At 63.9% G+C, this 21,875-nt stretch carries 22 protein-coding genes and 1 pseudogene; 17 read left to right on the top strand and 6 right to left on the bottom strand.

Going from position 1 to position 21,875, the window contains the following annotated elements; translation table 11 throughout:
* Positions 1 to 125 precede the first annotated feature (125 nt).
* The 5 genes from EZ216_RS07435 (at position 126) to EZ216_RS07420 (ending at position 4,806) form a co-directional block, all read left to right on the top strand.
* Positions 126 to 875 carry an electron transfer flavoprotein subunit beta/FixA family protein gene (locus EZ216_RS07435; RefSeq protein ID WP_135249050.1) on the top strand — a complete coding sequence of 250 codons (750 nt, stop codon included), beginning with the start codon at positions 126 to 128 and terminating at the stop codon, positions 873 to 875.
* A gap of 94 nt (positions 876 to 969) precedes the next feature.
* A complete protein-coding gene (locus EZ216_RS07430; RefSeq protein WP_135249049.1) occupies positions 970 to 1,902 on the top strand; it encodes an electron transfer flavoprotein subunit alpha/FixB family protein in 933 nt (310 codons plus the stop codon).
* A gap of 11 nt (positions 1,903 to 1,913) precedes the next feature.
* Positions 1,914 to 2,057, top strand: coding sequence for a hypothetical protein (locus tag EZ216_RS21605; RefSeq protein WP_205959626.1), 144 nt, complete (start codon positions 1,914 to 1,916; stop codon positions 2,055 to 2,057).
* Complete coding sequence (locus EZ216_RS07425) at positions 2,054 to 3,844, top strand: acyl-CoA dehydrogenase (RefSeq protein WP_135249048.1); 1,791 nt, start codon at positions 2,054 to 2,056, stop codon at positions 3,842 to 3,844. The genes EZ216_RS21605 and EZ216_RS07425 overlap by 4 nt, the downstream gene beginning before the upstream one ends.
* Positions 3,845 to 3,846: 2 nt before the next feature.
* On the top strand, positions 3,847 to 4,806 hold the full coding sequence (locus EZ216_RS07420; protein ID WP_135249047.1) for an NAD(P)H-dependent flavin oxidoreductase: 960 nt from the start codon (positions 3,847 to 3,849) through the stop codon (positions 4,804 to 4,806).
* A 139-nt stretch (positions 4,807 to 4,945) separates the two neighbouring features.
* Here EZ216_RS07420 and EZ216_RS07415 read toward each other — a convergent pair whose 3' ends face one another.
* From EZ216_RS07415 to EZ216_RS07405, 3 genes are read right to left on the bottom strand one after another with little or no spacing between them, the layout of a single operon-like run.
* Positions 4,946 to 5,956 (bottom strand): cytochrome d ubiquinol oxidase subunit II, encoded by a 1,011-nt coding sequence (locus EZ216_RS07415; protein ID WP_135249046.1) that lies wholly within the window; start codon positions 5,954 to 5,956, stop codon positions 4,946 to 4,948.
* An 11-nt stretch (positions 5,957 to 5,967) separates the two neighbouring features.
* Positions 5,968 to 7,350, bottom strand: a complete 1,383-nt coding sequence (locus EZ216_RS07410) for a cytochrome ubiquinol oxidase subunit I (RefSeq protein ID WP_135249045.1) — start codon at positions 7,348 to 7,350, stop codon at positions 5,968 to 5,970.
* 3 nt (positions 7,351 to 7,353) lie between these two features.
* Entirely contained in the window at positions 7,354 to 7,929 is a 576-nt protein-coding gene (locus EZ216_RS07405; RefSeq protein WP_135249044.1) for a GbsR/MarR family transcriptional regulator, read from the bottom strand.
* Between the two features lie 92 nt (positions 7,930 to 8,021).
* Here EZ216_RS07405 and EZ216_RS07400 point away from each other — a divergent pair.
* From EZ216_RS07400 to EZ216_RS07380, 5 genes and pseudogenes are all read left to right on the top strand, one after another.
* Positions 8,022 to 8,267: pseudogene (locus EZ216_RS07400) on the top strand (PA0069 family radical SAM protein); the annotation flags it as partial.
* Positions 8,268 to 8,521: 254 nt separating this feature from the next.
* The gene (locus EZ216_RS07395) at positions 8,522 to 9,196 is read left to right on the top strand and encodes a hypothetical protein (RefSeq protein WP_135249042.1); all 675 of its coding nucleotides are present in this window, start codon (positions 8,522 to 8,524) and stop codon (positions 9,194 to 9,196) included.
* Between the two features lie 341 nt (positions 9,197 to 9,537).
* Positions 9,538 to 9,969, top strand: a complete 432-nt coding sequence (locus EZ216_RS07390; protein ID WP_135249143.1) for an HU family DNA-binding protein — start codon at positions 9,538 to 9,540, stop codon at positions 9,967 to 9,969.
* 164 nt (positions 9,970 to 10,133) lie between these two features.
* Positions 10,134 to 11,009 (top strand): hypothetical protein, encoded by an 876-nt coding sequence (locus tag EZ216_RS07385; RefSeq protein WP_135249041.1) that lies wholly within the window; start codon positions 10,134 to 10,136, stop codon positions 11,007 to 11,009.
* An 89-nt stretch (positions 11,010 to 11,098) separates the two neighbouring features.
* On the top strand, positions 11,099 to 11,728 hold the full coding sequence (locus tag EZ216_RS07380) for a hypothetical protein (protein ID WP_135249040.1): 630 nt from the start codon (positions 11,099 to 11,101) through the stop codon (positions 11,726 to 11,728).
* Positions 11,729 to 11,739: 11 nt separating this feature from the next.
* On the opposite strand, the gene EZ216_RS07375 is transcribed toward EZ216_RS07380, so the two are convergent.
* A complete protein-coding gene (locus tag EZ216_RS07375) occupies positions 11,740 to 12,219 on the bottom strand; it encodes a helix-turn-helix domain-containing protein (RefSeq protein ID WP_205959625.1) in 480 nt (159 codons plus the stop codon).
* 79 nt (positions 12,220 to 12,298) lie between these two features.
* Between EZ216_RS07375 and EZ216_RS07370 the strand changes: the two genes are divergently transcribed.
* Positions 12,299 to 12,757 (top strand): hypothetical protein, encoded by a 459-nt coding sequence (locus tag EZ216_RS07370; protein ID WP_135249039.1) that lies wholly within the window; start codon positions 12,299 to 12,301, stop codon positions 12,755 to 12,757.
* Positions 12,758 to 13,042: 285 nt separating this feature from the next.
* A complete protein-coding gene (locus tag EZ216_RS07365; protein WP_135249038.1) occupies positions 13,043 to 13,240 on the top strand; it encodes a hypothetical protein in 198 nt (65 codons plus the stop codon).
* A gap of 191 nt (positions 13,241 to 13,431) precedes the next feature.
* Here EZ216_RS07365 and EZ216_RS07360 read toward each other — a convergent pair whose 3' ends face one another.
* On the bottom strand, positions 13,432 to 15,336 hold the full coding sequence (locus tag EZ216_RS07360; RefSeq protein ID WP_205959624.1) for a hypothetical protein: 1,905 nt from the start codon (positions 15,334 to 15,336) through the stop codon (positions 13,432 to 13,434).
* 125 nt (positions 15,337 to 15,461) lie between these two features.
* Between EZ216_RS07360 and EZ216_RS07355 the strand changes: the two genes are divergently transcribed.
* The 4 genes from EZ216_RS07355 (at position 15,462) to EZ216_RS07340 (ending at position 20,013) form a co-directional block, all read left to right on the top strand.
* Positions 15,462 to 16,817, top strand: a complete 1,356-nt coding sequence (locus tag EZ216_RS07355) for an AlbA family DNA-binding domain-containing protein (RefSeq protein WP_135249037.1) — start codon at positions 15,462 to 15,464, stop codon at positions 16,815 to 16,817.
* Positions 16,818 to 17,009: 192 nt separating this feature from the next.
* Positions 17,010 to 17,342: a hypothetical protein gene (locus tag EZ216_RS07350; RefSeq protein ID WP_135249036.1), complete on the top strand. Its 333-nt coding sequence runs from the start codon at positions 17,010 to 17,012 to the stop codon at positions 17,340 to 17,342.
* The gene (locus EZ216_RS07345; RefSeq protein WP_239024287.1) at positions 17,306 to 17,845 is read left to right on the top strand and encodes an HAD domain-containing protein; all 540 of its coding nucleotides are present in this window, start codon (positions 17,306 to 17,308) and stop codon (positions 17,843 to 17,845) included. The genes EZ216_RS07350 and EZ216_RS07345 overlap by 37 nt, the downstream gene beginning before the upstream one ends.
* A 581-nt stretch (positions 17,846 to 18,426) precedes the next feature.
* A complete protein-coding gene (locus EZ216_RS07340) occupies positions 18,427 to 20,013 on the top strand; it encodes a KAP family P-loop NTPase fold protein (protein ID WP_167772844.1) in 1,587 nt (528 codons plus the stop codon).
* Positions 20,014 to 20,091: 78 nt separating this feature from the next.
* Here the strand turns inward: EZ216_RS07340 and EZ216_RS07335 are convergent, their stop codons facing one another.
* A complete protein-coding gene (locus tag EZ216_RS07335; protein WP_135249033.1) occupies positions 20,092 to 20,649 on the bottom strand; it encodes a thermonuclease family protein in 558 nt (185 codons plus the stop codon).
* Between the two features lie 93 nt (positions 20,650 to 20,742).
* Here EZ216_RS07335 and EZ216_RS07330 point away from each other — a divergent pair, with 93 nt between their 5' ends.
* Positions 20,743 to 21,828, top strand: a complete 1,086-nt coding sequence (locus tag EZ216_RS07330; protein WP_135249032.1) for a DUF4236 domain-containing protein — start codon at positions 20,743 to 20,745, stop codon at positions 21,826 to 21,828.
* The last annotated feature ends 47 nt before the right edge of the window (positions 21,829 to 21,875 follow it).

The raw sequence follows: 21,875 nt of genomic DNA, 5'->3' as shown, positions 1-21,875 counted from the left end.
CCTCGGCGCCTGCCTATAATCAAAAACGAACGACCGTTCTTTTTTCTCCGGCATCTTCGCCATTGGCGGCATAGAATTTCCGGTTTACGTAAACGTCAACTCGCCCCCTTTTAGGAGCTCCCCTGATGAAGGTTCTCGTCCCGGTGAAGCGGGTGGTGGACTACAACGTGAAGGTCCGCGTCAAGTCGGACAACACGGGTGTGGACATCGCCAACGTGAAGATGAGCATGAACCCGTTCGACGAGATCGCGGTCGAAGAGGCGGTCCGCCTGAAGGAGAAGGGCGTGGCCACCGAGGTCATCGCCGTTTCGTGCGGCGTGCAGCAGTGCCAGGAAACCCTGCGCACCGCCATGGCCATCGGCGCCGACCGCGGCATCCTGGTGCAGACCGACGAGGAACTGCAGCCGCTGGCCGTCGCCAAGCTGCTGAAGGCGCTGGTCGACAAGGAGCAGCCCGGCCTCATCATCCTGGGCAAGCAGGCCATCGACGACGACGCCAACCAGACCGGCCAGATGCTGGCCGCGCTGGCCGACCTGCCGCAAGCCACCTTCGCTTCCAAGGTGGAAGTGGAAGGCGACAAGGCCAAGGTCACGCGCGAAGTGGACGGCGGCCTGGAGACCATCTCCATCTCGCTGCCGGCGGTGGTGACCACCGACCTGCGCCTGAACGAGCCGCGCTACGTCACGCTGCCCAACATCATGAAGGCCAAGAAGAAGACGCTGGACACGGTGACCCCCGCCGACCTGGGCGTCGACGCCAAGCCGCGCCTGAAGACGCTGAAGGTGTCGGAGCCGCCCAAGCGCGGCGCGGGCGTGAAGGTGCCGGACGTCGCGACGCTGGTGAGCAAGCTGAAGAACGAAGCCAAAGTGATCTGAATGACGAATGACCGCGCGCTTCGCTGCGCATGACGAATGACCGTCATTCGTCATTGAGCGAAGCGAAGTCATTCGTCATCGAACAAGGAACAACATGACCGCCCTCGTCATCGCCGAACACGACAACGCGTCCATCAAGGCCGCGACCCTCAACACCGTCACCGCGGCCAAGGCCTGCGGCGGCGACGTCCACGTGCTCGTGGCCGGCCACAACGCGGGCGAAGCCGCCAAGGCCGCCGCGCAGATCGCGGGCGTGGCCAAGGTGATCCACGCCGACGGCGAACCGCTGGCACACGGCCTGGCCGAGAACGTGGCCGCGCAGGTGCTGGCCATCGCCGGCAACTACAGCCACATCCTGTTCCCGGCCACCGCCGGCGGCAAGAACGTCGCGCCGCGCGTGGCGGCCAAGCTGGATGTCGCGCAGATCAGCGACATCACCAAGGTCGATTCGCCCGACACCTTCGAGCGTCCCATCTACGCCGGCAACGCCATCGCCACGGTGCAGAGCGCCGACGCGGTGAAGGTGATCACCGTGCGCACCACGGGCTTCGACGCCGCTGCCGCCACGGGTGGCAGCGCGGCCGTCGAAACCACCGGCGCTTCCGCCGACAGCGGCAAGAGCAGCTTCGTCGGTCAGGAGATCGCCAAGAGCGACCGTCCCGAGCTGACTGCCGCCAAGATCGTCGTCTCGGGCGGCCGCGCGCTGGGCTCGGCCGAGAAGTTCCAGGAAGTGATGACGCCGCTGGCCGACAAGCTGGGCGCCGCCATCGGCGCTTCGCGTGCCGCGGTGGACGCGGGCTATGCGCCCAACGACCTGCAGGTCGGCCAGACCGGCAAGATCGTCGCGCCGCAGCTGTACGTGGCCGCCGGCATCTCGGGCGCCATCCAGCACCTGGCCGGCATGAAGGACTCCAAGGTGATCGTCGCGATCAACAAGGACCCCGAAGCGCCGATCTTCAGCGTGGCCGACTACGGGCTCGAGGCCGACCTGTTCCAGGCCGTGCCGGAACTCGTGAAGGCGCTTTGAGCGCATGACAAATGACGCGGCTGCGCCGCATGACCTCGACGTTCCGTCTCGATGACGAAATGACGGGGGTATGCGGCGCAGCCGCGTCATTGACGCCGCGCAGCGGCGAGGTCATTGAGCGAAGCGAAGTCATTCGTCATCTGGAGACACCATGAGCTACCGCGCCCCCGTCAAGGACATGCTGTTCGACATCCGCCACCTGGCGGGCATCGACGAGATCGCGAAGCTGCCCGGCTTCGAGGAAGCCGGCTTCGACACCGCCCAGGCCGTGCTCGAAGAGTGCGCGAAGTTCAACCAGGAAGTCGTCGCGCCGCTGAACGTGGCCGGCGACGAGAACCCGTCCAGCTGGAAGGACGGCCAGGTCACCACCACGCCGGGCTTCCAGGACGCGTACAAGCAATACGCCGAAGGCGGCTGGCAGGGCCTGCAGCACCCGGCGGACTTCGGCGGCCAGGGCCTGCCCAAGACCATCGGCGCGGCCTGCGTCGAGATGCTGAACTCGGCCAACCTCAGCTTCGCGCTGTGCCCGCTGCTGACCGACGGCGCCATCGAGGCGCTGCTGACCGCGGGCTCCGACGAACTGAAGGCCACCTACCTCGAGAAGCTGGTGAGCGGCGAGTGGACCGGCACCATGAACCTCACCGAGCCGCAGGCCGGCAGCGACCTGGCGCTGGTGCGCACGCGCGCCGAGCCGCAGCCCGACGGCACGTACAAGGTCTTCGGCACCAAGATCTTCATCACCTACGGCGAGCACGACCTCACGAAGAACATCGTGCACCTGGTGCTGGCGCGCGTGCAGGGCGCGCCCGAAGGCGTGAAGGGCATCAGCCTGTTCGTCGTGCCCAAGTTCCTGGTGAACCAGGACGGCACGCTGGGCGCACGCAACGACGTGCACTGCGTGAGCATCGAGCACAAGCTGGGCATCAAGGCCTCGCCCACCGCGGTGCTGCAGTACGGCGACCACGGCGGCGCCATCGGCTACCTCGTGGGCCAGGAGAACCGCGGCCTGGAGTACATGTTCATCATGATGAACGCCGCCCGCTACGCGGTGGGCGTGCAGGGCATCTCGGTGGCCGAGCGCGCGTACCAGAAGGCCGTGGAGTACGCGAAGGACCGCGTGCAGTCGCGGCCGGTGGACGGCTCCATCGCCGCCAGCGCGCCCATCATCCACCACCCCGACGTCAAGCGCATGCTGATGACCATGCGCGCGCTGACCGAAGGCTGCCGCGCGATGGCCACCGCGGCCGCGGCGGCGTACGACGCCGCGCACCACCATCCCGACGCGGAAGTGCGCAAGCAGAACCAGGCTTTCTACGAGTTCATGGTGCCGCTGGTGAAGGGCTACAGCACCGAGATGAGCCTGGAAGTCACCTCGCTGGGCGTGCAGGTGCACGGCGGCATGGGCTTCATCGAGGAGACCGGCGCGGCGCAGTATTACCGCGACGCGCGCATCCTGCCCATCTACGAAGGCACGACCGCCATCCAGGCCAACGACCTGGTGGGCCGCAAGACGGCGCGCGACGGCGGCCAGATGGCCCGCGCCATCGCGGCACAGGTGGAGAAGACCGAAGGCGAACTGGCCAAGCGCAACTCCGTCGCCGCCAAGGCGGTGCTCAAGCGCCTGTCCGCCGCGCGCAAGGCCTTCACCGATGCCGTGGACTTCATCGCCTCGCAATCCAAGGGCAACCCCAACGCCGCTTTCGCGGGCTCGGTGCCTTACCTGCTGCTGGCGGGCAACCTGGTGGCGGGCTGGCAACTGGCGCGATCGCTGCTGGTGGCCGAGGACCTGGCGGCCAAGGGCGAGGACAAGGCTTTCATGGAAGCCAAGATCGCCACCGCCCGCTTCTATGCCGAGCACATCCTGGCCCGTGCCTCGGGCCAGCGGGACGCCATCGTCGAAGGCGCCGAGAGCGTCACCGCCCTGTCGCTGGAGGCTTTCTGAGCATGCGCCAACTGCCCGCCGCCCTGAGCAAGCTCGCGCTGCCCGTCATCGGCTCGCCGCTCTTCATCATCAGCAACCCCAAGCTCGTCATCGAGCAGTGCAAGGCCGGCATCGTCGGCTCGATGCCGGCGCTGAACGCGCGCCCGGCGTCGCAGCTGGACGAGTGGCTGCACGAAATCACGGAAACGCTGGCCGCCCACAACCGCGCGCACCCGGACAAGCCGGCCGCGCCTTTCGCCATCAACCAGATCGTGCACAAGAGCAATGACCGGCTCGAGCACGACATGGAGATGGCGGTGAAGTACAAGGTGCCGGTGATCATCACGTCGCTGGGCGCGCGCACCGACGTCAACGATGCCATCCATTCGTACGGCGGCATCGTGCTGCACGACATCATCAACAACACCTTCGCGCACAAGGCGGTGGAGAAGGGCGCCGACGGCCTGATCGCGGTGGCGGCCGGCGCCGGCGGCCACGCGGGCGTGAAGAGCCCGTTCGCGCTGATCCAGGAGATCCGCCAGTGGTTCGACGGCCCGCTGGCGCTGTCCGGCTCCATCTCCACCGGCGGCGCCGTGCTGGCCGCGCAGGCGATGGGCGCCGACTTCGCGTACATCGGCTCGGCCTTCATCGCCACGCAGGAGGCGCGCGCCACCGATGCCTACAAGCAGGCCATCGTCGACGGCAGCAGCGACGACATCGTGTACTCCAGCCTGTTCACCGGCGTGCACGGCAACTACCTGGCGCCGTCCATCCGCAACGCGGGCCTGGACCCGGCCAACCTGCCGGAGAGCGACCCGAGCAAGATGAATTTCGGCGGCGGCGACAGCGCCAAGAAAGCCTGGAAGGACATCTGGGGCTGCGGCCAGGGCATAGCCGCCGTCACCTCCGTGAGCAGCACAGCCGACTACGTCGCGAAGCTGAAGCGCGAGTACGAGGACGCGAAGCGGCGGTTGGTGGCCTGAGGAATACGGACTCCCTTACGCGAAGTTCGCAGAGGGAGCGCAGAGGACGCAGAGCAAGCAAAGAAGACTTGTAAGGTTTTCCCTCTGCGATCTCTGCGTCACCTCCGCGGACTCTGCGTAAAGGAGTCCGCTCCCGTTTTCATTCCGCCCCGTAACTCAGCGCCGTCGCTCGTCCCCAGAACACCCGGTACATGAAGATCGTGTAGACCACGATCGCCGGCAGCGTGATCGCCACGCCGATGAAGATGACCACCAGCGACTTGTGCGCGCTGGCGGCCTGCCAGACGGTCATGCGGTCGATCACGATGTACGGGAACAGGCTGTACGCCAGGCCCAGGAAAGCCATCACGAAGATCAGCACGGTGCTGGCGAAAACGATCCAGCCGTAACCCGCCTGCACGATCTCGCGCTTGTTCGCCACGTGCCACGTCGCGTACAGCGCGGCGGCGCAGGCCACCGGGATGGGCAGCAGCCCGATCAGCGCCGGCAGCGTGAACCAGCGGTTGAACACGGTGGGGCTCACGGCCGGCGTCGACAGCGAGATGGCCAGCAGCGCCAGCCCCATCGGCCAGAACACCTTGCGCGACCAGCGCACCGCCTTGGCCTGCAGCTCGTCGCCGGTCTTCATGATCAGCCAGCCCGCGCCCAGCATCGCGTACGCGGTGGGCAGCGTCAGCGCGATCAGCGCGGCAAAAGCCAGCGACCAGGGGCCCATGTCAAAGCCCGTGAGATAGCTGCCCAGCATCCAGCCTTGCGCCATGGCGGCCATCAGCGAGCCGAGGGCGAAGAGGCGGTTCCACAGCGCCTTGCGCGCGGCGTGCGCCTTGACGCGGAAGTCGAACGACACGCCGCGCAGGATCAGCCCGATCAGCATCACCGCCACCGGCAGGTACAGGTGCGTGAGCACCAGGCTGTGCGCGCGCGGGAAAGCCACCAGCAGCACGCCCACGCCCAGCACCAGCCAGGTTTCGTTGGCGTCCCAGAACGGGCCGATGCTGGAAACCATCACGTCCTTCTCGTCGTCCCGCGCGAAAGGCAGCAGCAGGCCGACGCCGAGGTCGTAGCCGTCCAGCACCACGTAGGCGAGCAGCGACAAACCCATCACCGCCATGAACACCAGCGGCAGCAGGGTAGGCCAGTTGTATTCCATGGTGCGCTCCTTCAGGCGGGGCCGCCGATGGGCATGGCGGTCTTCGGGCTTTGCGGCGTTTCGGCGGTCGGCTGCGCGGGGTGCGTGCTCATGTACGCCAGCACGAAGACATACGCGAGCAGCAGGAACACGTAGACGAACAAGTACGCGAGCAGCGTGGACAGCACCATCCCGGGCGGATGGTCCGCCACCACGTCGGCCGTGCGCAGCACGCCGTACACGATGAAAGGCTGGCGCCCGATCTCGGTGACCCACCAGCCCGCCAGCGTGGCCACCCAGCCGGCGAAGGTCATGCCGGCCAGCACCCACAACTGGGGGCGCGACCAGGGCAGCGCCGAATCCCGCTTGCGGTGCCGCCACAGCGCGAGCGCGCACCACCAGGAGACGGCCAGCATCAGCACGCCCATGCCGACCATCACTCGGAAGCTCCAGAACACCGGCGCCACGGGTGGGTGCGCGTTCGGGAATTCGTTCAGGCCCTTGAGTTCCGCTTCCGGGTCATGCGCGAGGATGACGCTGGCGAGGCCCGGCACCTGGATGGCGTAGTCGGTGCGGCCTTCCTTTTCGTTGGGCCAGCCGAACAGCGTCAGCGGCGCATGCTTCTCCGTGTGCCAGATGCCTTCGATGGCGGCGATCTTGGCCGGCTGGTGCTGCAGCGTGTTCAGGCCGTGCATGTCGCCGGCCACGATCTGCAGCGGCACCGCGATGGCCGCCACCGTCACCGCGGTGCGCAGCGCCTTCGCGGTGCCGCCGTTCTGCGCCTGGCGCAGGTACTGCCAGGCGGACAGGCCCGCGATCAGGAACGAAGCCGTGATGGTCGACGCCAGCAGCTTGTGCGCCAGGCGGAACGGGAATGAGGGGTTGAAGACGATGGACACCCAGCTGTCCGCGTGCATCACGCCGTCGATGATCTTGTAGCCCGCCGGCGTCTGCATCCACGAGTTCAGGCTGAGGATCCAGAACGCCGACAGCGTGGTGCCGCCCGCCACCATCAGCGAAGCGAGCAGGTGCACCCGGTCCGACACGCGCGAGCGGCCGAACAGCATGATCCCGAGGAAGGTCGCTTCCAGGAAGAAAGCCGTCAGCACTTCATAGCCGAGCAGCGGGCCGGCGATGTTGCCGGCCTTCTCCATGAAGCCCGGCCAGTTGGTGCCGAACTGGAAGCTCATGGTGATGCCCGACACCACGCCCAGCGCGAAGGTGAGGGCGAACACCTTGGTCCACAGGTAGTAGGCCTCTTCCCAGTGCCTGGCTTCCTCGGTGCCGTGCGCGCGGTTGTTGCGCATGCGGAAGTACACCAGGAACCAGGCCAGCGCGATGTTGATGGTCGGGAACAGGATGTGGAAGCTGATGTTGGCAGCGAACTGCATGCGCGAAAGCAGCAGGGTGTCCATGCGTCACTCCTTCGTGCGGCCGGCCGATTTGCCGGTCATGCGGTCCTTGAACTCGAGCACCTTGGTCACCGTGGCGCCCATCCCCATCAGCTGCATCGCCGTTTCGGGCGCGAGCTTCTGCACGTCGTCGAACCAGGTCATCAGGCGGTCGATCAGGCCGTGCATCTGGCGCATGCGCTCCTGCGCGTGGCGGTCGGCTTCGTTCACCGGGTCCTGCAGCAGCGCCATGCGAAGCATCGACAGCGTGGGCTCGATCTCGCGCCGGCGCCTTTCCTCGGCCAGCACGCGGAAGATCTCCCACACGTCCTGCGGCGCTTCGAAGTATTCGCGCCGGTCGCCGGGCTGGTGTTTCAGCCGCACCAGCCGCCACGACTGCAGCTCCTTCAGGCCCATGCTCACGTTGGAGCGCGAGAACTCCAGCGCTTCGGCGATCTCGTCGGCGTTCAGCGAGCGCTCGCTGATGAAGATCAGCGCATAGATCTGGCCGACCGTGCGGTTGATGCCCCAGCGGCTGCCCATCTCACCGAAGTGGGACACGAACTCCCGCGAGAGCGGTGGCAGGTGGTCTTGCAGTGACATGGAGCAATTCTGCCTGAGTTTTCAGAAAGTTTTGAAAATTCAGGATTCATTGATGAGTGCATGACGTTGGATGCTGTATGAAAATACAGTTCATGGAGTATCAGCGAGTCCCCGTCGAGGCGATCAAGGGCCGGGGCACGGCCACCCGCCATCCGCACCGGTTCGAGCGCGATGCCCGCGAGGCTTTCGACGATGGCTGGGAGGGCGAAGACGAGGATGGCGCGCTGCCGCCGAAGACCGAAGTGATCTGGGAAACGCCCAAGTCCGTGCTGGGCGACGTCGATTCGCCCGACGTGTACTTCGAGCGTTCGCTCAACCCGTACCGCGGTTGCGAGCACGTTATGTGGCTTAAGAATCCACTCCACCTGGCGAGCTGATTCTTCGGTTTCTTTCTATCCGGCTGTTCCTTGGTCAGGCGGGGTGGAACAGCCGCCTTAGCGGCTGTGGAACCTCGCAATGCAGCTTCCGTTAGACGCACACTGCCGGCCCTAGCATGGCCTCTCCTAGGGCTGCCCTCGAAGCTTCACTGGCCTGGTCCCGGGAAATTTGGCGGCCTTGATTTTTCGCACAATGTGCGCGCACAATGTGCGCCATGCAGCAGAACGAGCAAGAGCAGCGCCGGTGGCGATTGACCGCCGTCATCGACCGGCACTTCGGGCGTGACAACGACCTTATAGCCAGCGTCATCCGTGAGAAGACGGGCGGGAAGGTGTCTGAGCGCACCGTCCAGGCATGGCTCATAACGCCGGGCCGCAAGAGCAGCCGCAACTGCCCGGAATGGGCGGTCAAGGCACTGGAGGACTACGTCGCTGACCCTGCAAACAGCGAGAGCCTTAAGCGCTACGCGGCAAGGCGGGAGGTTGCGGCATCCGAGGAGTGGAAGTCGCCGCTCGCGTGGAGCGACCGAGTTCGCCGCGAGAAGGCAGTCGACCTGGCCACTACGACCTTGGAAGTCGAGGCCAGACGGCAACGTGCCTGGCAGGAGGCCGGCGGAGCGCAGATAGGCACGATGTCGTTCGAGCTGGAGCGCCGGTTGGACGCGGAACTCCATTCACACAGGCGAGTGCTCTCGGCGCTAAACCAAGCGATGCGCACCGCTACCAACTTCGATGAATTCAAGGCGAAGTTCGACGAGGAGGTCAGAGGGGCGGAGCTCCAAGACTTCTTCGTGGGTGAGGCTCGACGCGCCATTGAGAGTGGCTCGGAGGAGTTCGCCATGCCTGACGCGGTCATTGAGCAGCCAAGTACTGGCAAAGCGCACACCTAACAACGGGCGAAGCAGTCGCGTTCGAACCAGGCGTCCCTTCAACTTGGGGAGTCCAAGTGCTGGTCGAGCCGCTAGGCTGCGTGCATGCAAAGTGAGCCCCTTGCCTGGCGGGGACTGCAAAGCAGTCGATTCAACCTGCGCGAACGCGCGCTACGTTGGCGCCGCCGACAAAGTCAGCTCTTGGCGAGGCGGGCGCTGTTGGCGGCGGCTGGAGCGGCATTGGTGCCAAGCCTGAGGAAGTGACGCGGCGCTCGAGCCGCATGCAAGTTCTTGCGCGCAAGCACCGCCATAGAATCCAGCCCACCTCAGATGTCCTGAGGTCAAAGCAACTCGAGAAAACAATGGCAACTGCAAAGAAGTCCAAGCCCACCGTCAAGAAGACTGCCGTGCGCGCCGGCGCGAAGTCCAAAGCCGCTCCCAAGGCCGCCAAGTCCGCCAAGCCGGCAGCTGCACCGATGAAGCCAATCAAGGAAGCCTTCAACAAGACTGGGCTCACCTCCCATTTGGCCGAGACGTCTGGCGTTGAGCCCAAGGCTGTCAAGGCTGTCATGGCTGCCCTGGAAGCAACCGTTCTTGCGTCCGTGAACAAGAAGGGCGCCGGCGCTTTCGTGCTGCCCGGCCTACTGAAGGTGACGGCGACCGCCGTGCCGGCCAAGAAGGAGCGCAAGGGTATCAATCCCTTCACGAAGGAAGAGACCATCTTCAAGGCCAAGCCCGCCACGACCAAACTGAAGGTGCGGCCGCTGAAGAAGCTCAAGGACGCAGCGCTCTAAGGCGCCGATGTCAGATGGAACGGCCGCTTCGTGCGGCCGTTTTGCATGGCATACGACCGCGGCGTGTCGTTGCGAAACCCTCAATCAGGTAGCCGCAAGCGGTACAAGGTGGACTGCGTCGAGAAGGCCGCGCATCATCTCGGCGACAGGAGCTTATAAAGTCAATGAGAGTGCCTGCGTTTGGTGAGGAGGAACTTTTCATCCACCGCTTTCCGCAGGACATGCCTCCTGGCGAGCAGCTTGCTGTCACCCTGAATGACCTGAGGGGCGGGCTCCTGAACGTTCGTGGCCTGGAGGTGACCCTTCCCAAGAAACCTTCGCAGCCTCGCCAAAAGCGCTTCACCAGACTTGAGCTGGATTTCCCGTTCAAGGTGGCTGCCCAGGAACTCCACATCAATCTGACAACATCCGAGGTGAGCGTCTTCGGGCGAATTCACTCCTCGCTTTTCTTGGCGTCGCAGTCCCTCACGCCCTCGAGTTCCACACTGACCACGTACTACGAGCGCGGGAGCAAGGAGAAAGTCCTGCATGCGTACTACCAAGGGTCGGGACCTGCGTGCATGCGAATTGAGAAGGTGCTGAGGGACTACGACCAGCTGTACTGCATCGACACCAACAGCATGACGCTCCAGAACGGGCATCGCGTTGCCGTGACGACAGCCATCCACTCGGTCGCCAAGAAGATGGGCGACAACGCGACCTTCATCAGCTCAGACATGTACTACCAGGACACCGCCATCGACCCGGTCGGCAATCCGGAGCTGGCAGGCATTTGGACGTTCCTGCGCAACCTGAAGGCGCGCACCCAAGGCCAACCTGCGATGAAGACGCTGCTCATCACGGACACGGAGTACGGCAAGGTAAAGGGCTGGAACCAGCGAACGATTCCGTTCTTCGGCGAGGAGGTGCTGCCTGAGGGCTTCGACATCTTCTACGCGACGTCTGATGCTGGAACTGATGAATTCATGCCCAACCGACTAATGAAGGCATGCGACAACCTCTCCACGCAAGTCCTCAGGCAGCTCTACGCCGGCAAGTGAAGGTGCCAGTTCACGACCAGAGCGGGCGCATCGAGGCTGCAGCCAGATAAAAAGGCTCGCCTACACGGGTGTCCATCAAGAGGCACCCCATGCAATCTGACTTCCCGGCGGTCGACGAGCTCTCAGCGTCCAAGACGCGCATCCACTTCAACCTAGGCACCATCGGCCGCATCGAGAGCCATCAGGTCGGCCGTCTCGGCCCCTCGGTGCTGCCAACGCAAGCCTTCTACGGCGCGCTTGTTGACCGCAATCCCGGCTTGCCCAGGCCAGGGCGCGACTTGGAGGCCAAGCTGCTGCGGGTGCCAGGCGGCTTGCCGCTAGTCCTCCTTGGCGCGCTGCACCACGGCTGCATGGCGTACTACGGCATCTTCGACCCGCAGGAGCGGACAGTTCGTTCGAGCTTGGCGTTTGCCTGCAGCAAGGGCCGCCTGGAGCTTGGCTTCGCGGTACCCGGTAAAACGTTCTGGACGGCGATGTTCCTCGATGCGCCGGTTCAAGAACGGCTGACGGCGCTACTCGCCAAGCATGGCTCCCAGCATGGCCGCAGCTCCTCGCGCGACCAGTCTTGGCGAGACCAACTTGGGCTGCTTCTCCTCGGCTTGCCGTCGCTCCTTGCCGAGGCCGAGCCGGAGGCGGTCGGGTGCGCTCACCACTCAGTCATCTTGTTCTCCGGTGACCGAGCGGCGCACCGAGCGCGCTTGGAGCGAGGCTGGCCCTGAAAGCAGGCTGACTAGCCGCCGGTAAGCAGCTGCTCGACCGTCGTTCCTAGAGCTCCCGCAAGCCTGGCCAGGGTATTGAGCGCTGGATTGCGGGTGCCAGTTTCGATGGCTGCGATGACGGACCTGGGGACGCCGCTGGCGGCTGCCAGCTCCTCTTGGCTCAATCCGTGGCCTAGCCGCACGCACACGAGGTTAGCGGGCAGGACCTCTGCAGCCAGCACTGCTGCGCTCTGGCGTGGCGCCAGGTGTGGGCCAACCAAGGAGCTGGTCTGCACCCCCAGGCCGGTCGCCAAGGCTTCCAAGGTGCCGAGGGAGACGCCTGGGAAGGAGCCGTCCTGAATCCGCTGGATGGTGCGCCGGTCGACCTGACTTTGCTGGCTGAGCACCCTCGTGCTCCAGTTCGAGCGCGCCCGCGCCTCCCGCAAATTGGCGGCAAGCGCCTCCAGGAGGGTCTCTAAATTGGCAGCTTCGGGGTGCTTCTGGCTCGGCACCCCTGAAGTGTTTTAGCGGCGAAACTCGGGGTGGCGGCGTTTGAGAGACAATTGCGCCACTATTTTTTAGGAGGTGCCTGTGTTCGTGACCCTGCCGCAGTTTCATCATCCGGTCCTGGATGCCGCGGCCTCCGGCCAGCAGCACTGGAGTGCCGTGGTCGCATCGTTCCCGCTCCAGCCCTGGTGGTACCTGTTCGTCTACGAGGCCAAGTACCTTGACACTCGCATCAACAACACCATGCTGGTCAGCTGGGAGGAGTTGCTGATACGGGTTCTGGGGTCCGTCCCCGCAACGGACCATAGAGCTCTCTACCGCGTCGAACTTGGTGAGGCCGGGGACTTGGTGTTCAAGAGTGTTCAGGCGCTCTGGGCGCCGTCCTCGTCCGAGGCTGAAGCTTGCGTTGGAGCGGTGTTCCGCTTCGACGGGAATTCGGAGTTGCTCGGGGCGGACTTGCGACCAGTCTCAGAGCTCGAGCGGAGGTCGGTTGTGTTCTGGGCAGGACCGCGCACCAGCGAGAGTGGCCCAGAGATGCGTTGACTGGTCTGACGGGTGGAAATCTTGCCTCGAGGCAAACCGAGGGTTTGTCCAAACGATTCAGAAAGGTTGCGCCAGCGGATTAACAAAGCCTGAGGTCTTCGTCGTGCGAGGTCCAGTCGGCCGGTTATCGCGATAGGCGAGGCCGGGAGCTTAGTCAGCGGAACACTCGCGAAGGCTTCATCGCGCGTCTTCTTCACTCCCCCTTCGGAGAGGTCTCAGCTCCACCTTAGAAGAGGCGGCTGGTGACTGCCGTTGCGCCCAAACTCCAGAGGCCAAGGAGCAATCATGGACCAACCAATCCGGGCCAAGCGTGGTTTCGCCGCGCTCACTGCAGAAGCGATGCGCGCAATCGCCTCCAAAGGCGGCAAGGCAGCTCATGCATCAGGCCGTGCTCATGTCTTCACCACGGCGGAAGCGAAGTCCGCTGCTCGCAAGAGCGTCGAGGCGCGCAGCCGGCGCGCGCTAGCGTCTCAGGCGCCATAGGCGGTCTGGCGATGCGAGGCGGGCCTGCGGCGAAAGCTTCTCAGAACTAGCGTCGATGGGAATTCGACCGTGACGCCATCTGCTCTCGCCGGGGAGAGGTTTCTCGCCCACGCAGTTCTGAGAGCTCGGCCCCCTCACTTCCGACCTGCTCGGACTGGTCGTGGCGGCGTATGCCCTGAGGCGCATGTTCGCTAGCCCTCGATTTGAGAAGCCAGTCTGCGCAGCTTGGCAGCAACCCACGCGGCGAAGCCCCGGCGGGCGGCTTCAGCTGGCTGGTCAAGCTCTTGGTGCGCACTGGCACCCACACGCGCTCTCAATGCTTCCGCGGTTGCCTCGACGACCTGTGGCTCCTGCGGCGCCTGCGCTGTGGCAGCGTCTGCGGCAACTTGCGGTTCTTCTGGGGGCGGTAGCAGCACTGAAGTCCAAGACACGGCCGCTTGCGCATCCAGGTTCAGCTCCATTTGAGACAGCCGCGCATTCCCCGGCTCGATTTCGACGGCAAGGGAAACCCACCTGCGAAACGCGTCGAGACTTCCTTCGCCTCTGAACCTTTCGGATAGGTCAAGAGCCATCGCCGCTTCGATTAGCCTTGTCGAGCGAAGTCCGCTACGGCTTCGGCGACGGAAGTACGCTTCCAAGCACTCCTGGTGTTCAATCAACGTCCAAGGCGGCTGTTGCTGCGTGAGGCAGTGTGCGATGAGCGCCTCCGAAGAGGGAGCAGCTAGTTCCTCTTCGATGAGCGACGTCACAGCGGCTCTGGGCTGCACTGAGGCGGTCTCATGCACGTGAGCGTTCCACAGGACCATCAGCGCCAAGTACGGGCGACGCAGCTCGCGCCTGATGCCCGGGATGAACTCGTTGGCCGCGTTAAGTACGTCCCGCATGTCGGTCAGAGCCGCACCAGGCTCGCGCAGCATCACGCTTGTAAGTTGCTGCAGAAAACCCTGCAGCTTGTCCTTGCCCGCCCCGGTGATGTCGCCTTGGGCGGCACCCACCCAGTACTGCGGCGCCAAGGGATACAGGCCAATACCATGCCGCTCCAGCCTGTAGTCATAGGCCTCTCGCTCGAGAGTCTCATGCTGCATGACAAAGGACGTGATGACGTGGCGCATCAGTCGAGTAAGGCCCGCGACGGTGAAGTACTGCTTGTTGTCCTCCCGCACAACTTCGCCGGGCAAGTGGCCCACCGTCAGCATGTGGGGCAGAGGCTTGAGTGAGTGCACATACTTTGAACGCAGGGTGTAGGCCTCGCGCAGGCAATCTTCGATGTCATATCTGCCCGCAGGATTCTCGACGCCGGTCGCCTCGCCGCGGAAGAACGACGGTTGCGTGTAGGCCAGCGTGAACTCTCGAAAGCGCTTGGCAAGCGCGACATGCTCAATGGACAGAAGCGCGTCCCGAACTCGCCGCGCGATTTCTGGCGGCGACCCTTCGAGCGCGGCGTCCATGGCCACCCGCTTTCTGTCCTCGAGTGAATGCCATTCCGCCTGGTGGCCATCGAATTCCTGCGCCATTGACTCGACTGAGGCAACTATGAGGGTGTAGGCCAGTTCCAAGTCGTCGGCGACCCTGTGCAGGGCGGTGACGTACGTGCGTATCGCGCGCATGACGCCAAGGAACTTAAGGCGCGGCAAGCCAATCAGCTTCGTGACGAACGCCTGCAGGAACTCAACGTCGGATGGCTGCAGGTAAATGTCGGCGTCGAATGTGCGCTTGAGAAACCGGCCAGGCGGCCAGCCGGTCACAACGCCCGGCTGGTTCGAAGTAAGACGCTGGACCAGCACATAGTCCGGACTGCAAATGCAGTTCAGAGCGAAGGAGCAGACGGTAGCGAAGTCCAGCGTGTAGGGCAGGGCGGTGCTGCTAACGAGGACGCCGCGCGTACCGTCAGGCTCCAGCTCGATGTGCTCGACAAACTCGTAGGCCACCGCCTTGACCCCGGGGCGGCTGGAAGAAGGCGGCAGCAGCCGCCCGGTGGCCACAGGCACCACGTTCATGCCGTACGGGAACACGGCGTTGGTGTAGACGGTGCCACGGAGGTCATTGGATAAACCTGGCTCCCGTGTGAAAAGCCGCCCAGTCGCGATTTGCAGCATTGCGCTCTCCTTCTTGTGGCATTCTGCTTTTGCGGGCGGAATCAGAGCTTCACGCACTCATGGTCGCCTAGGCAACGCCGCCGTCCGCAAGGTTGCGTCAAACTATCCGACAGCTCCGGCACCCCATGAATCCAACCTACCACCAGGAAATCTTCCCGCAGCAGCTCAAACGAGAGCTGCAGGTGTGGATGGGAAAAGCCTTTGAGCGCAGAACTGTCGTCATCAAAGACCAAAGCACAGGAGGGTGGGTCCTTCTTGGCTGTGTTCTGAGGCCGCTCCCCGACGGGGCGGCCCCGGAGAATGCACGTCTTGACTACGGCACGAGCGTACTGGCTGCAGACTGGATTGCCGCCGCGGACATCCGAGAGTTCCTCGGCGACGTCGCCAACAAGCTCTGTGACATCACCGGGAAGGTCGTGACCTCGACCTTTCGAGGCCAATGTGAGCGACACCACGTCCGGGTGCGCAACTACTGGATGGAGAGCCCCGGCATCGTGTACGGCTGGTCGGCCACAGAGCAGCCGAACCCGCCTACGCAGCCTCTCCTCCAGCTCATGGCCCCGTTCTACCCGGACGTGCATGAAGCAGCCAAGGACTGGCTGCAGCTTAGGGAGTATTCCGGTCAATCGGATGGCCGCAGGGGCAGCATCATGCTGCTGCTGCCAGAGACCCGTGCCTTCATCGAATCTCACAGCTGGTCAGAGGATGACGAGCACCTGCGCCTGGTAGTGGCTGGAAGCGTCGCGCAGACCGACACCATCTCAGTCAAGGGTGCCTACTGGGTCGGCAAGGACATCACGCAACTGCATGAGCGGGTCACCGACGGAGTGGCCACGCTGCCAATTCCACGCGAGGCGGTACGACTGGACCTGCACCTTCTCGGCCCGGATGGCACGGTGTACGAGTTCGAGCAGGAGAGGGTCGACTTCCCGCTGCAGTCCCGATTCCTCGGGTCACGTCATAAAGTGTCTGAAGACCGCATCACGCAGGCGCTGAAAGCCGGTGAAGGCCTCCACACTGAGTTCAAGCCCTTCGTTGCCATACCCCAGAAGAACGGCTCCCTGAACAGCAGCCAGCAAGCGAAGCTGGACGAAGTTCTGGAGAGCGTTGTCGCACTCTCGAACGCCGCCGGTGGAACCGTATTCCTTGGAGTCACCAACGACGTGCGCGTGTCGGGCTTTAAGGCTGACTTTGCCAAGTGGAAAGGTGAGCGCGCGACCAAGGAGCTGGTCGAAAGCTACGCGCGCGAACTGCGGTCGCACATCCGCGACCAGCTGTACCTGCCGGTGGACATCGACGTCACGGTCTCCCAGCTTGACGATGAGTTCCTAGTGTTGATAGAGGTACCTGCCTCTTTGCCCAGGTATGTTTCCCTGAAGAAGGACCCGCGGCTGCTGCGACGGCACGGCGCGAGCAACAGAAGCGTGCCGCCCGAAGAGTGGACTCCCAGGGAGCGCGACATCTTCGGCAATCCACGGTGAGCGCGACCTGAGTCCGGCGAAGCTCTTGTCGGGCTCCCTGCTGCCCGAATCAGGCTTCGTGGGTGGTGGCGGCGTTTGAGATACAATGGCGCCGCTTTCGAGGGAGAGCGAGGGCTGGTTGGAGGCTTCTTGTGGCCTCCAAAAATCCTTGTGTTCCCTCCGAGGCGCGTTGTGCCCCAGCTGCCTTCAGACGTGGACCAAGACGTACCCGCGGACTTTCCGCAAGAGTTCCTCTCGGCTGTGTCAGGTGCCCAGCCCAAGTTGGCGGTGTATCGGACTTCCGACGGCCGCTACATCGACGAATCGGTCGGGCTGCGCGCTGAGCGCTGGGGATGGTGCGTAGACCTGCTTGAGCAGCTTGTCGACTACGTGCATGCTCATGTGGTGCCCATGACGCCGGCCGCATATACCGAGAAGGTGTGCGCTAGCGTGATGCGCGCCAGGTTCCGGCAAACCCGTGGCATCTCTCTTGCCGAGGCCGATTGGCTATGCATGAAGCTTCGAGAACGCCTTCAAGACCAGTGAGCCAGGCCAGAGTTGTCATCGCGGACGCGGATGGAGTGTTGCACCCAGCTGACGTTCGCCTCGACCAAGGGCGCCTGCCTGTGTTCGGACCGGGCTTGGACGGCCACTACCTTTTCGAGAACGCCTCCCTGCTGGCAGACCTGCTCGCGCCCCACCCGGACGTGCGCATCCTGCTCTCAACGTCATGGGTTCAGGTCTTCGGCTATCAGCAGACGGTCACGATGCTGCCGCAGGTGCTGCGCACGCGCGTGATTGGCAGCTGCTTCGACCCGGCGCGGCACGGACCTGGCTACTCGCAGGTCGCCCGCGGCTATCAGGTGCTGGAGGAGGTGCGGCGGCGAGGCCTCACCCGCTGGGTCGCCCTCGACGATGACGCCAGAGGGTGGCCCGAGGAAATTGCGGACCGGCTTATCTTGACCAACCCAGTGCTTGGTATCGCAGGTCCCTGCCGCGAGCAGCTGGAGCGCTGGCTGACTGAGACCGTGCCGTCAGCCGGTCGCTGAAAGGAATCGAAGTGCCCGGTCGGCAGGCTTGACGCTGCCGCCCTGGTGCCCCAAGCTCGCCTCAACAAGGCGCCTTGGGGAGATTGGGATTGGGTACAGACTTCATCAAGAATAAACGGGGGATGGAGCCCTCGGATTCAGCGAATGACCGGCCGTCTTTCTCGCAGCCGCTGCCGAAAGACACAAAGCAGCCAGCACCTGATGCAGTTGAGCGCCAAGCTAGGCGGCAGGTGCTCGACGAGTACGCGCAGCAGTTTCGAGACGATGACAGGCCGCTGCCGAAATCCACTGTGAAAGAGCCTCCAAAGCGTCCCCGACCGGCTCCGGCGCAGTCAGGCGCACCAAGAACGTCCTCGGCCCAGTCGTCGGGCGTTGACGAGCGCTTGCTCGACACACACGGCCGCCTGCCTGACTTCGAAAACACGCGAGACGCCGACCCAGGAGAGTTAGTCTCATTCAATAGCAACTTTTCAGCACCACCGACCAATCCTCACGAGACTGAGGATGCCTTCTCGGGCGCGTCACGCACATCGGGGACTGCAGCGCCCGATACTCGCAGCTCCACGCCGGACTCCAGTTCAGTGGAAGTTGAGGAGGAGGAAGAAGAAGGCGAGGAGCTTGCGGGGCAGGTCAGCGTCGTGCGTGAAGCTGCGCAGGCTGAGACGATTGCCGTCAACGATGCCCTCGACCGTGCAGCACTGACAAAGGCGGTGGCAGACCTGCTGACCACTCGCACCGACAAGCATCCCCTGGCCATGGCCCTCTTCGGGGCGTGGGGCGCCGGCAAGTCGTCCTTCATCGACTTTGTGAAGAAAGAGGTCGCCAGCAGGACCGAGGCGCCGTTTCGGTTCGCCGAGTTCAACGCCTGGCGCAATGAACGAGTGGACAACATTGGCGCTGCCTTGGCTCAGGCTGTGGTCGAGTCCGTTGTCGCCGAGCGCAGCTTCTTTGAACAAATGGCACTCGCGCTTCGATTGGCCAAGCGGCGCAACGCGCGCCTGCGCAAGGCTCTCGCGAAGGATGCCGCTGGCTTGAAAGCCTGGACGACGTCTACATGGGAGTGGCTTAAGTTCACGCTAGCCTATTTCGCCTTCCCCCTGGCTGTAGGCGCAATCGCGCTCGCCTTCTTCCTCCAGACCGAGGCGTACAAGGTGGTTGCTGGAGCTGTCGGAAGTGCGGTGACTGGCCTGGTCGCTCTCTTCTCCGTGAAGAGTGCTCTGTCCAACGAACTACTGAACTGGTTCAAGAAGCTGGCCAAGGACCAGAAGTTCAGCCTTTCAGTCCTGCCCGACTACCGTGAGAAGCTAGGCTCGTTCCATGAGATGGGGCGGACGCTGGAGGACCTGTGCGCGCTGACGCTCTCCAACCCGAACGATGGTCGCGCGGACTTCCTCCTGCTTGTTATCGACGACCTCGACCGCTGCTCTCCCGACACCATCAAGCAGGTCTTCGACGCGGTGCGCCTGGTGGCCAACATCCCTCAGGTGGTTGTCCTGGTTGCGCTTGACGAGCGCATTGCTTATTCCGCTGTCGCCAAGCACTACGCTGAGTACGGCTTCTCTGACCGTGAGACGGCCCAGGTCGCGCGGGACTACATGTCTAAGGTCTTCAACGTCTTCGTGTCGCTGCCTGGAGCGCAGAAGAAGGTCATCGAAAACTACGTGCGCACTCGTCTCTTTGACGTGCCTGCGGACTTTCCCGGCACCACGACGACTGCGCTGCCGCCCACCCCGGAAACACCAGCTGCGCGCCGGCAGCGCGTACGGAGCAGCAGCGCGCTCGAGGCGCAGACATTCAGTGAACTTGTCTCCGCTTTCGAGATGAGCAATCCGCGCGAGCTATGGCGGCTGCGGCAGACTTGGTCGCTGCTCAAGGGATTTGCATTGCCGGAGCAAGCAAGCGACGAGGTGGTACGCGCGTGGATGCAACACATGTTCTTCCGCGAGACGTTCCTGCGTGGAACGGCCGAGCAGCGTCGGAACGGTAAGCCAATCCTCGAGAAGCTGATAAGCGGCACTGCCGATTCGTCCGAGAGGCTCTGGACGCCGGCACTGACGCGAACGGCGAGGGACATCGGAGCTGGATTCGATGTCCGTGACGCCGCCGTGATGTCAGTCTTGCTCCCCGCAGCTCCGGCTGACATCAAGGCGGCCGGCAAGCCGGCTTGACTAGCAGCCGCTGGCTCGTCAATCCGCCACTTGCGAAATCACGGCATCAAGATTGTTTTCATTGAGCCAGCACGGCTCTTATGGGCCGCTGCCGTGCGCCTGGCGCTTGGCTGCCCGAAAGTCCCAGGGGGCAATCGGAGTGGCATCTCTCCAAAGACCTCGGTGGTTCAAGCGAGCGTCTGCTTCCGCCGCTGCGTACGAGACCTGCTGTTCGGCTGATTGCTCCCGCGCGTAAGCGGTGTAGTGCCACGCCATCCCGGCTCGCACTTGCTCGAGTCCGGCGTCGACCGCGCCGACCATGACCAAGCCGACTACACGCCCGTAGCGGTCCTTCTTGTGCCAGTGCACCTCCACCGGCTTGCCCATGACGAGCGAGGCGAGATGCGCTTTGGACCGATTGCCGAACGCCTGGGACTTCTCCGGTGCATCAATCCCCGCAACCCGAATCTTGTGCTGCACGAACGACGAGTCCAGGACGGTGACCGTGTCTCCATCCGCCAGGCCGACAACTCGGCCAAGCAAGACTGAATCCGCGATTGCTGCCTGGCAGACCAGCGCCGCAAGAGCGGTGGTGATTGCGTGTGCAAATAGGCGCTTATGGCCTATGGCTGCCTCGCGTAAGGACGCATTGCGCATTTGCGACAGGATGTTACGATGAACTGCGCATAGTCTGCCACCCGAACTGGCGGCAGGTAGTACGTGGTCCGCAGGGCAGGGAGGGAGAGACGAATGGGCCTGACCTTTTCCAAGAGCGTCCGGTTCGGCGCCGTTCGCTTCAACATCTCAGGCTCCGGCATAGGTATGTCGGTCGGCATCCCCGGCCTGCGCATCGGCACAGGCCCCCGTGGTGCCTATATCAGCGGCGGCGTGGGTGGGTTTCGATACCGCCGCAGCCTCAATGACGCACGCCGAGCGCAACCAGCTCGCCTGCAGCCGCAGCCCGCGTTGCCTGGGCACAGTCAGGCGGAGCCGTCGCCCATCATCATCAGTACGCAGGAGCACGACACCCTGAACGTGCTGGAACTGACAGACAGCGACAGTGACGGTCTGCTCCAATCCATGAACGAGCAGCGGCGCAAGACGCCTCTGTGGCCATTCGTAGCCGGCGCGCTCTTTCTCTTGTGGTTCCCCCTTACGAGCGCCACCAAGACGTGGCCCGGGTTCGTTCATCTTTGCATCGCCGCCGTGTTCGCCGCCGTCGTGGGCTGGGTGTACTGGCGGGACAAGATGCGCAAACTCACGGTGCTCTTTTTTGAGCCTGACGCGGCAACTTCGGAGTATTTCGACGCGCTTACACAGGCTCTGTCCAGCGCTGCCTCCATGCGAAAGGTGAGGGCAGTCGTCAGCACCTCTCAATACGCGGACCGCAAATACTCTGCTGGCGCGAGCGAAGGTCTGAGATTCTCCGGTGCCTCGCTGCAGCTCGGGCAAGGGCCTGGGGTCATGGCCAACGTGCAGGTACCCGTACTGAAGACCGGCCGCACGACACTCGCGTTTTATCCTGACCGAGTGCTCGCCTTTCAAGGCAACTCAGTCGGCGCAGTGTCGTACGACACGCTTGTGGCCCAGGAAGAGCGCAGCCGCTTCATCGAGAGTGAGGCGGTGCCTTCAGACGCGAACGTCATCGACCACACTTGGCAGTACGTCAATCGCAATGGCGGGCCGGACCGGCGGTTCAAGAACAACCGCCAACTGCCTATCTGCGCGTACAGCCAATTGAATCTGTCCACGCCTAGCGGGCTGGACATTCGTCTCCTTGGCTCGCGTGAGCGAGGTTTCGCTCCGCTTGCCGGCGCTTTGGCTCAGATGGCCTGAGCCGACGGGACATGGAGCACCTGTGCGCTGACGCACGAAGGAAGTAG

Source organism: Ramlibacter humi, from assembly GCF_004681975.1.
Classification (GTDB): Bacteria; Pseudomonadota; Gammaproteobacteria; order Burkholderiales; family Burkholderiaceae_C; genus Ramlibacter; species Ramlibacter humi.
Note: the sequence above shows the minus strand (reverse complement) of the source record. Positions and strands in the feature narration are given on the sequence as shown.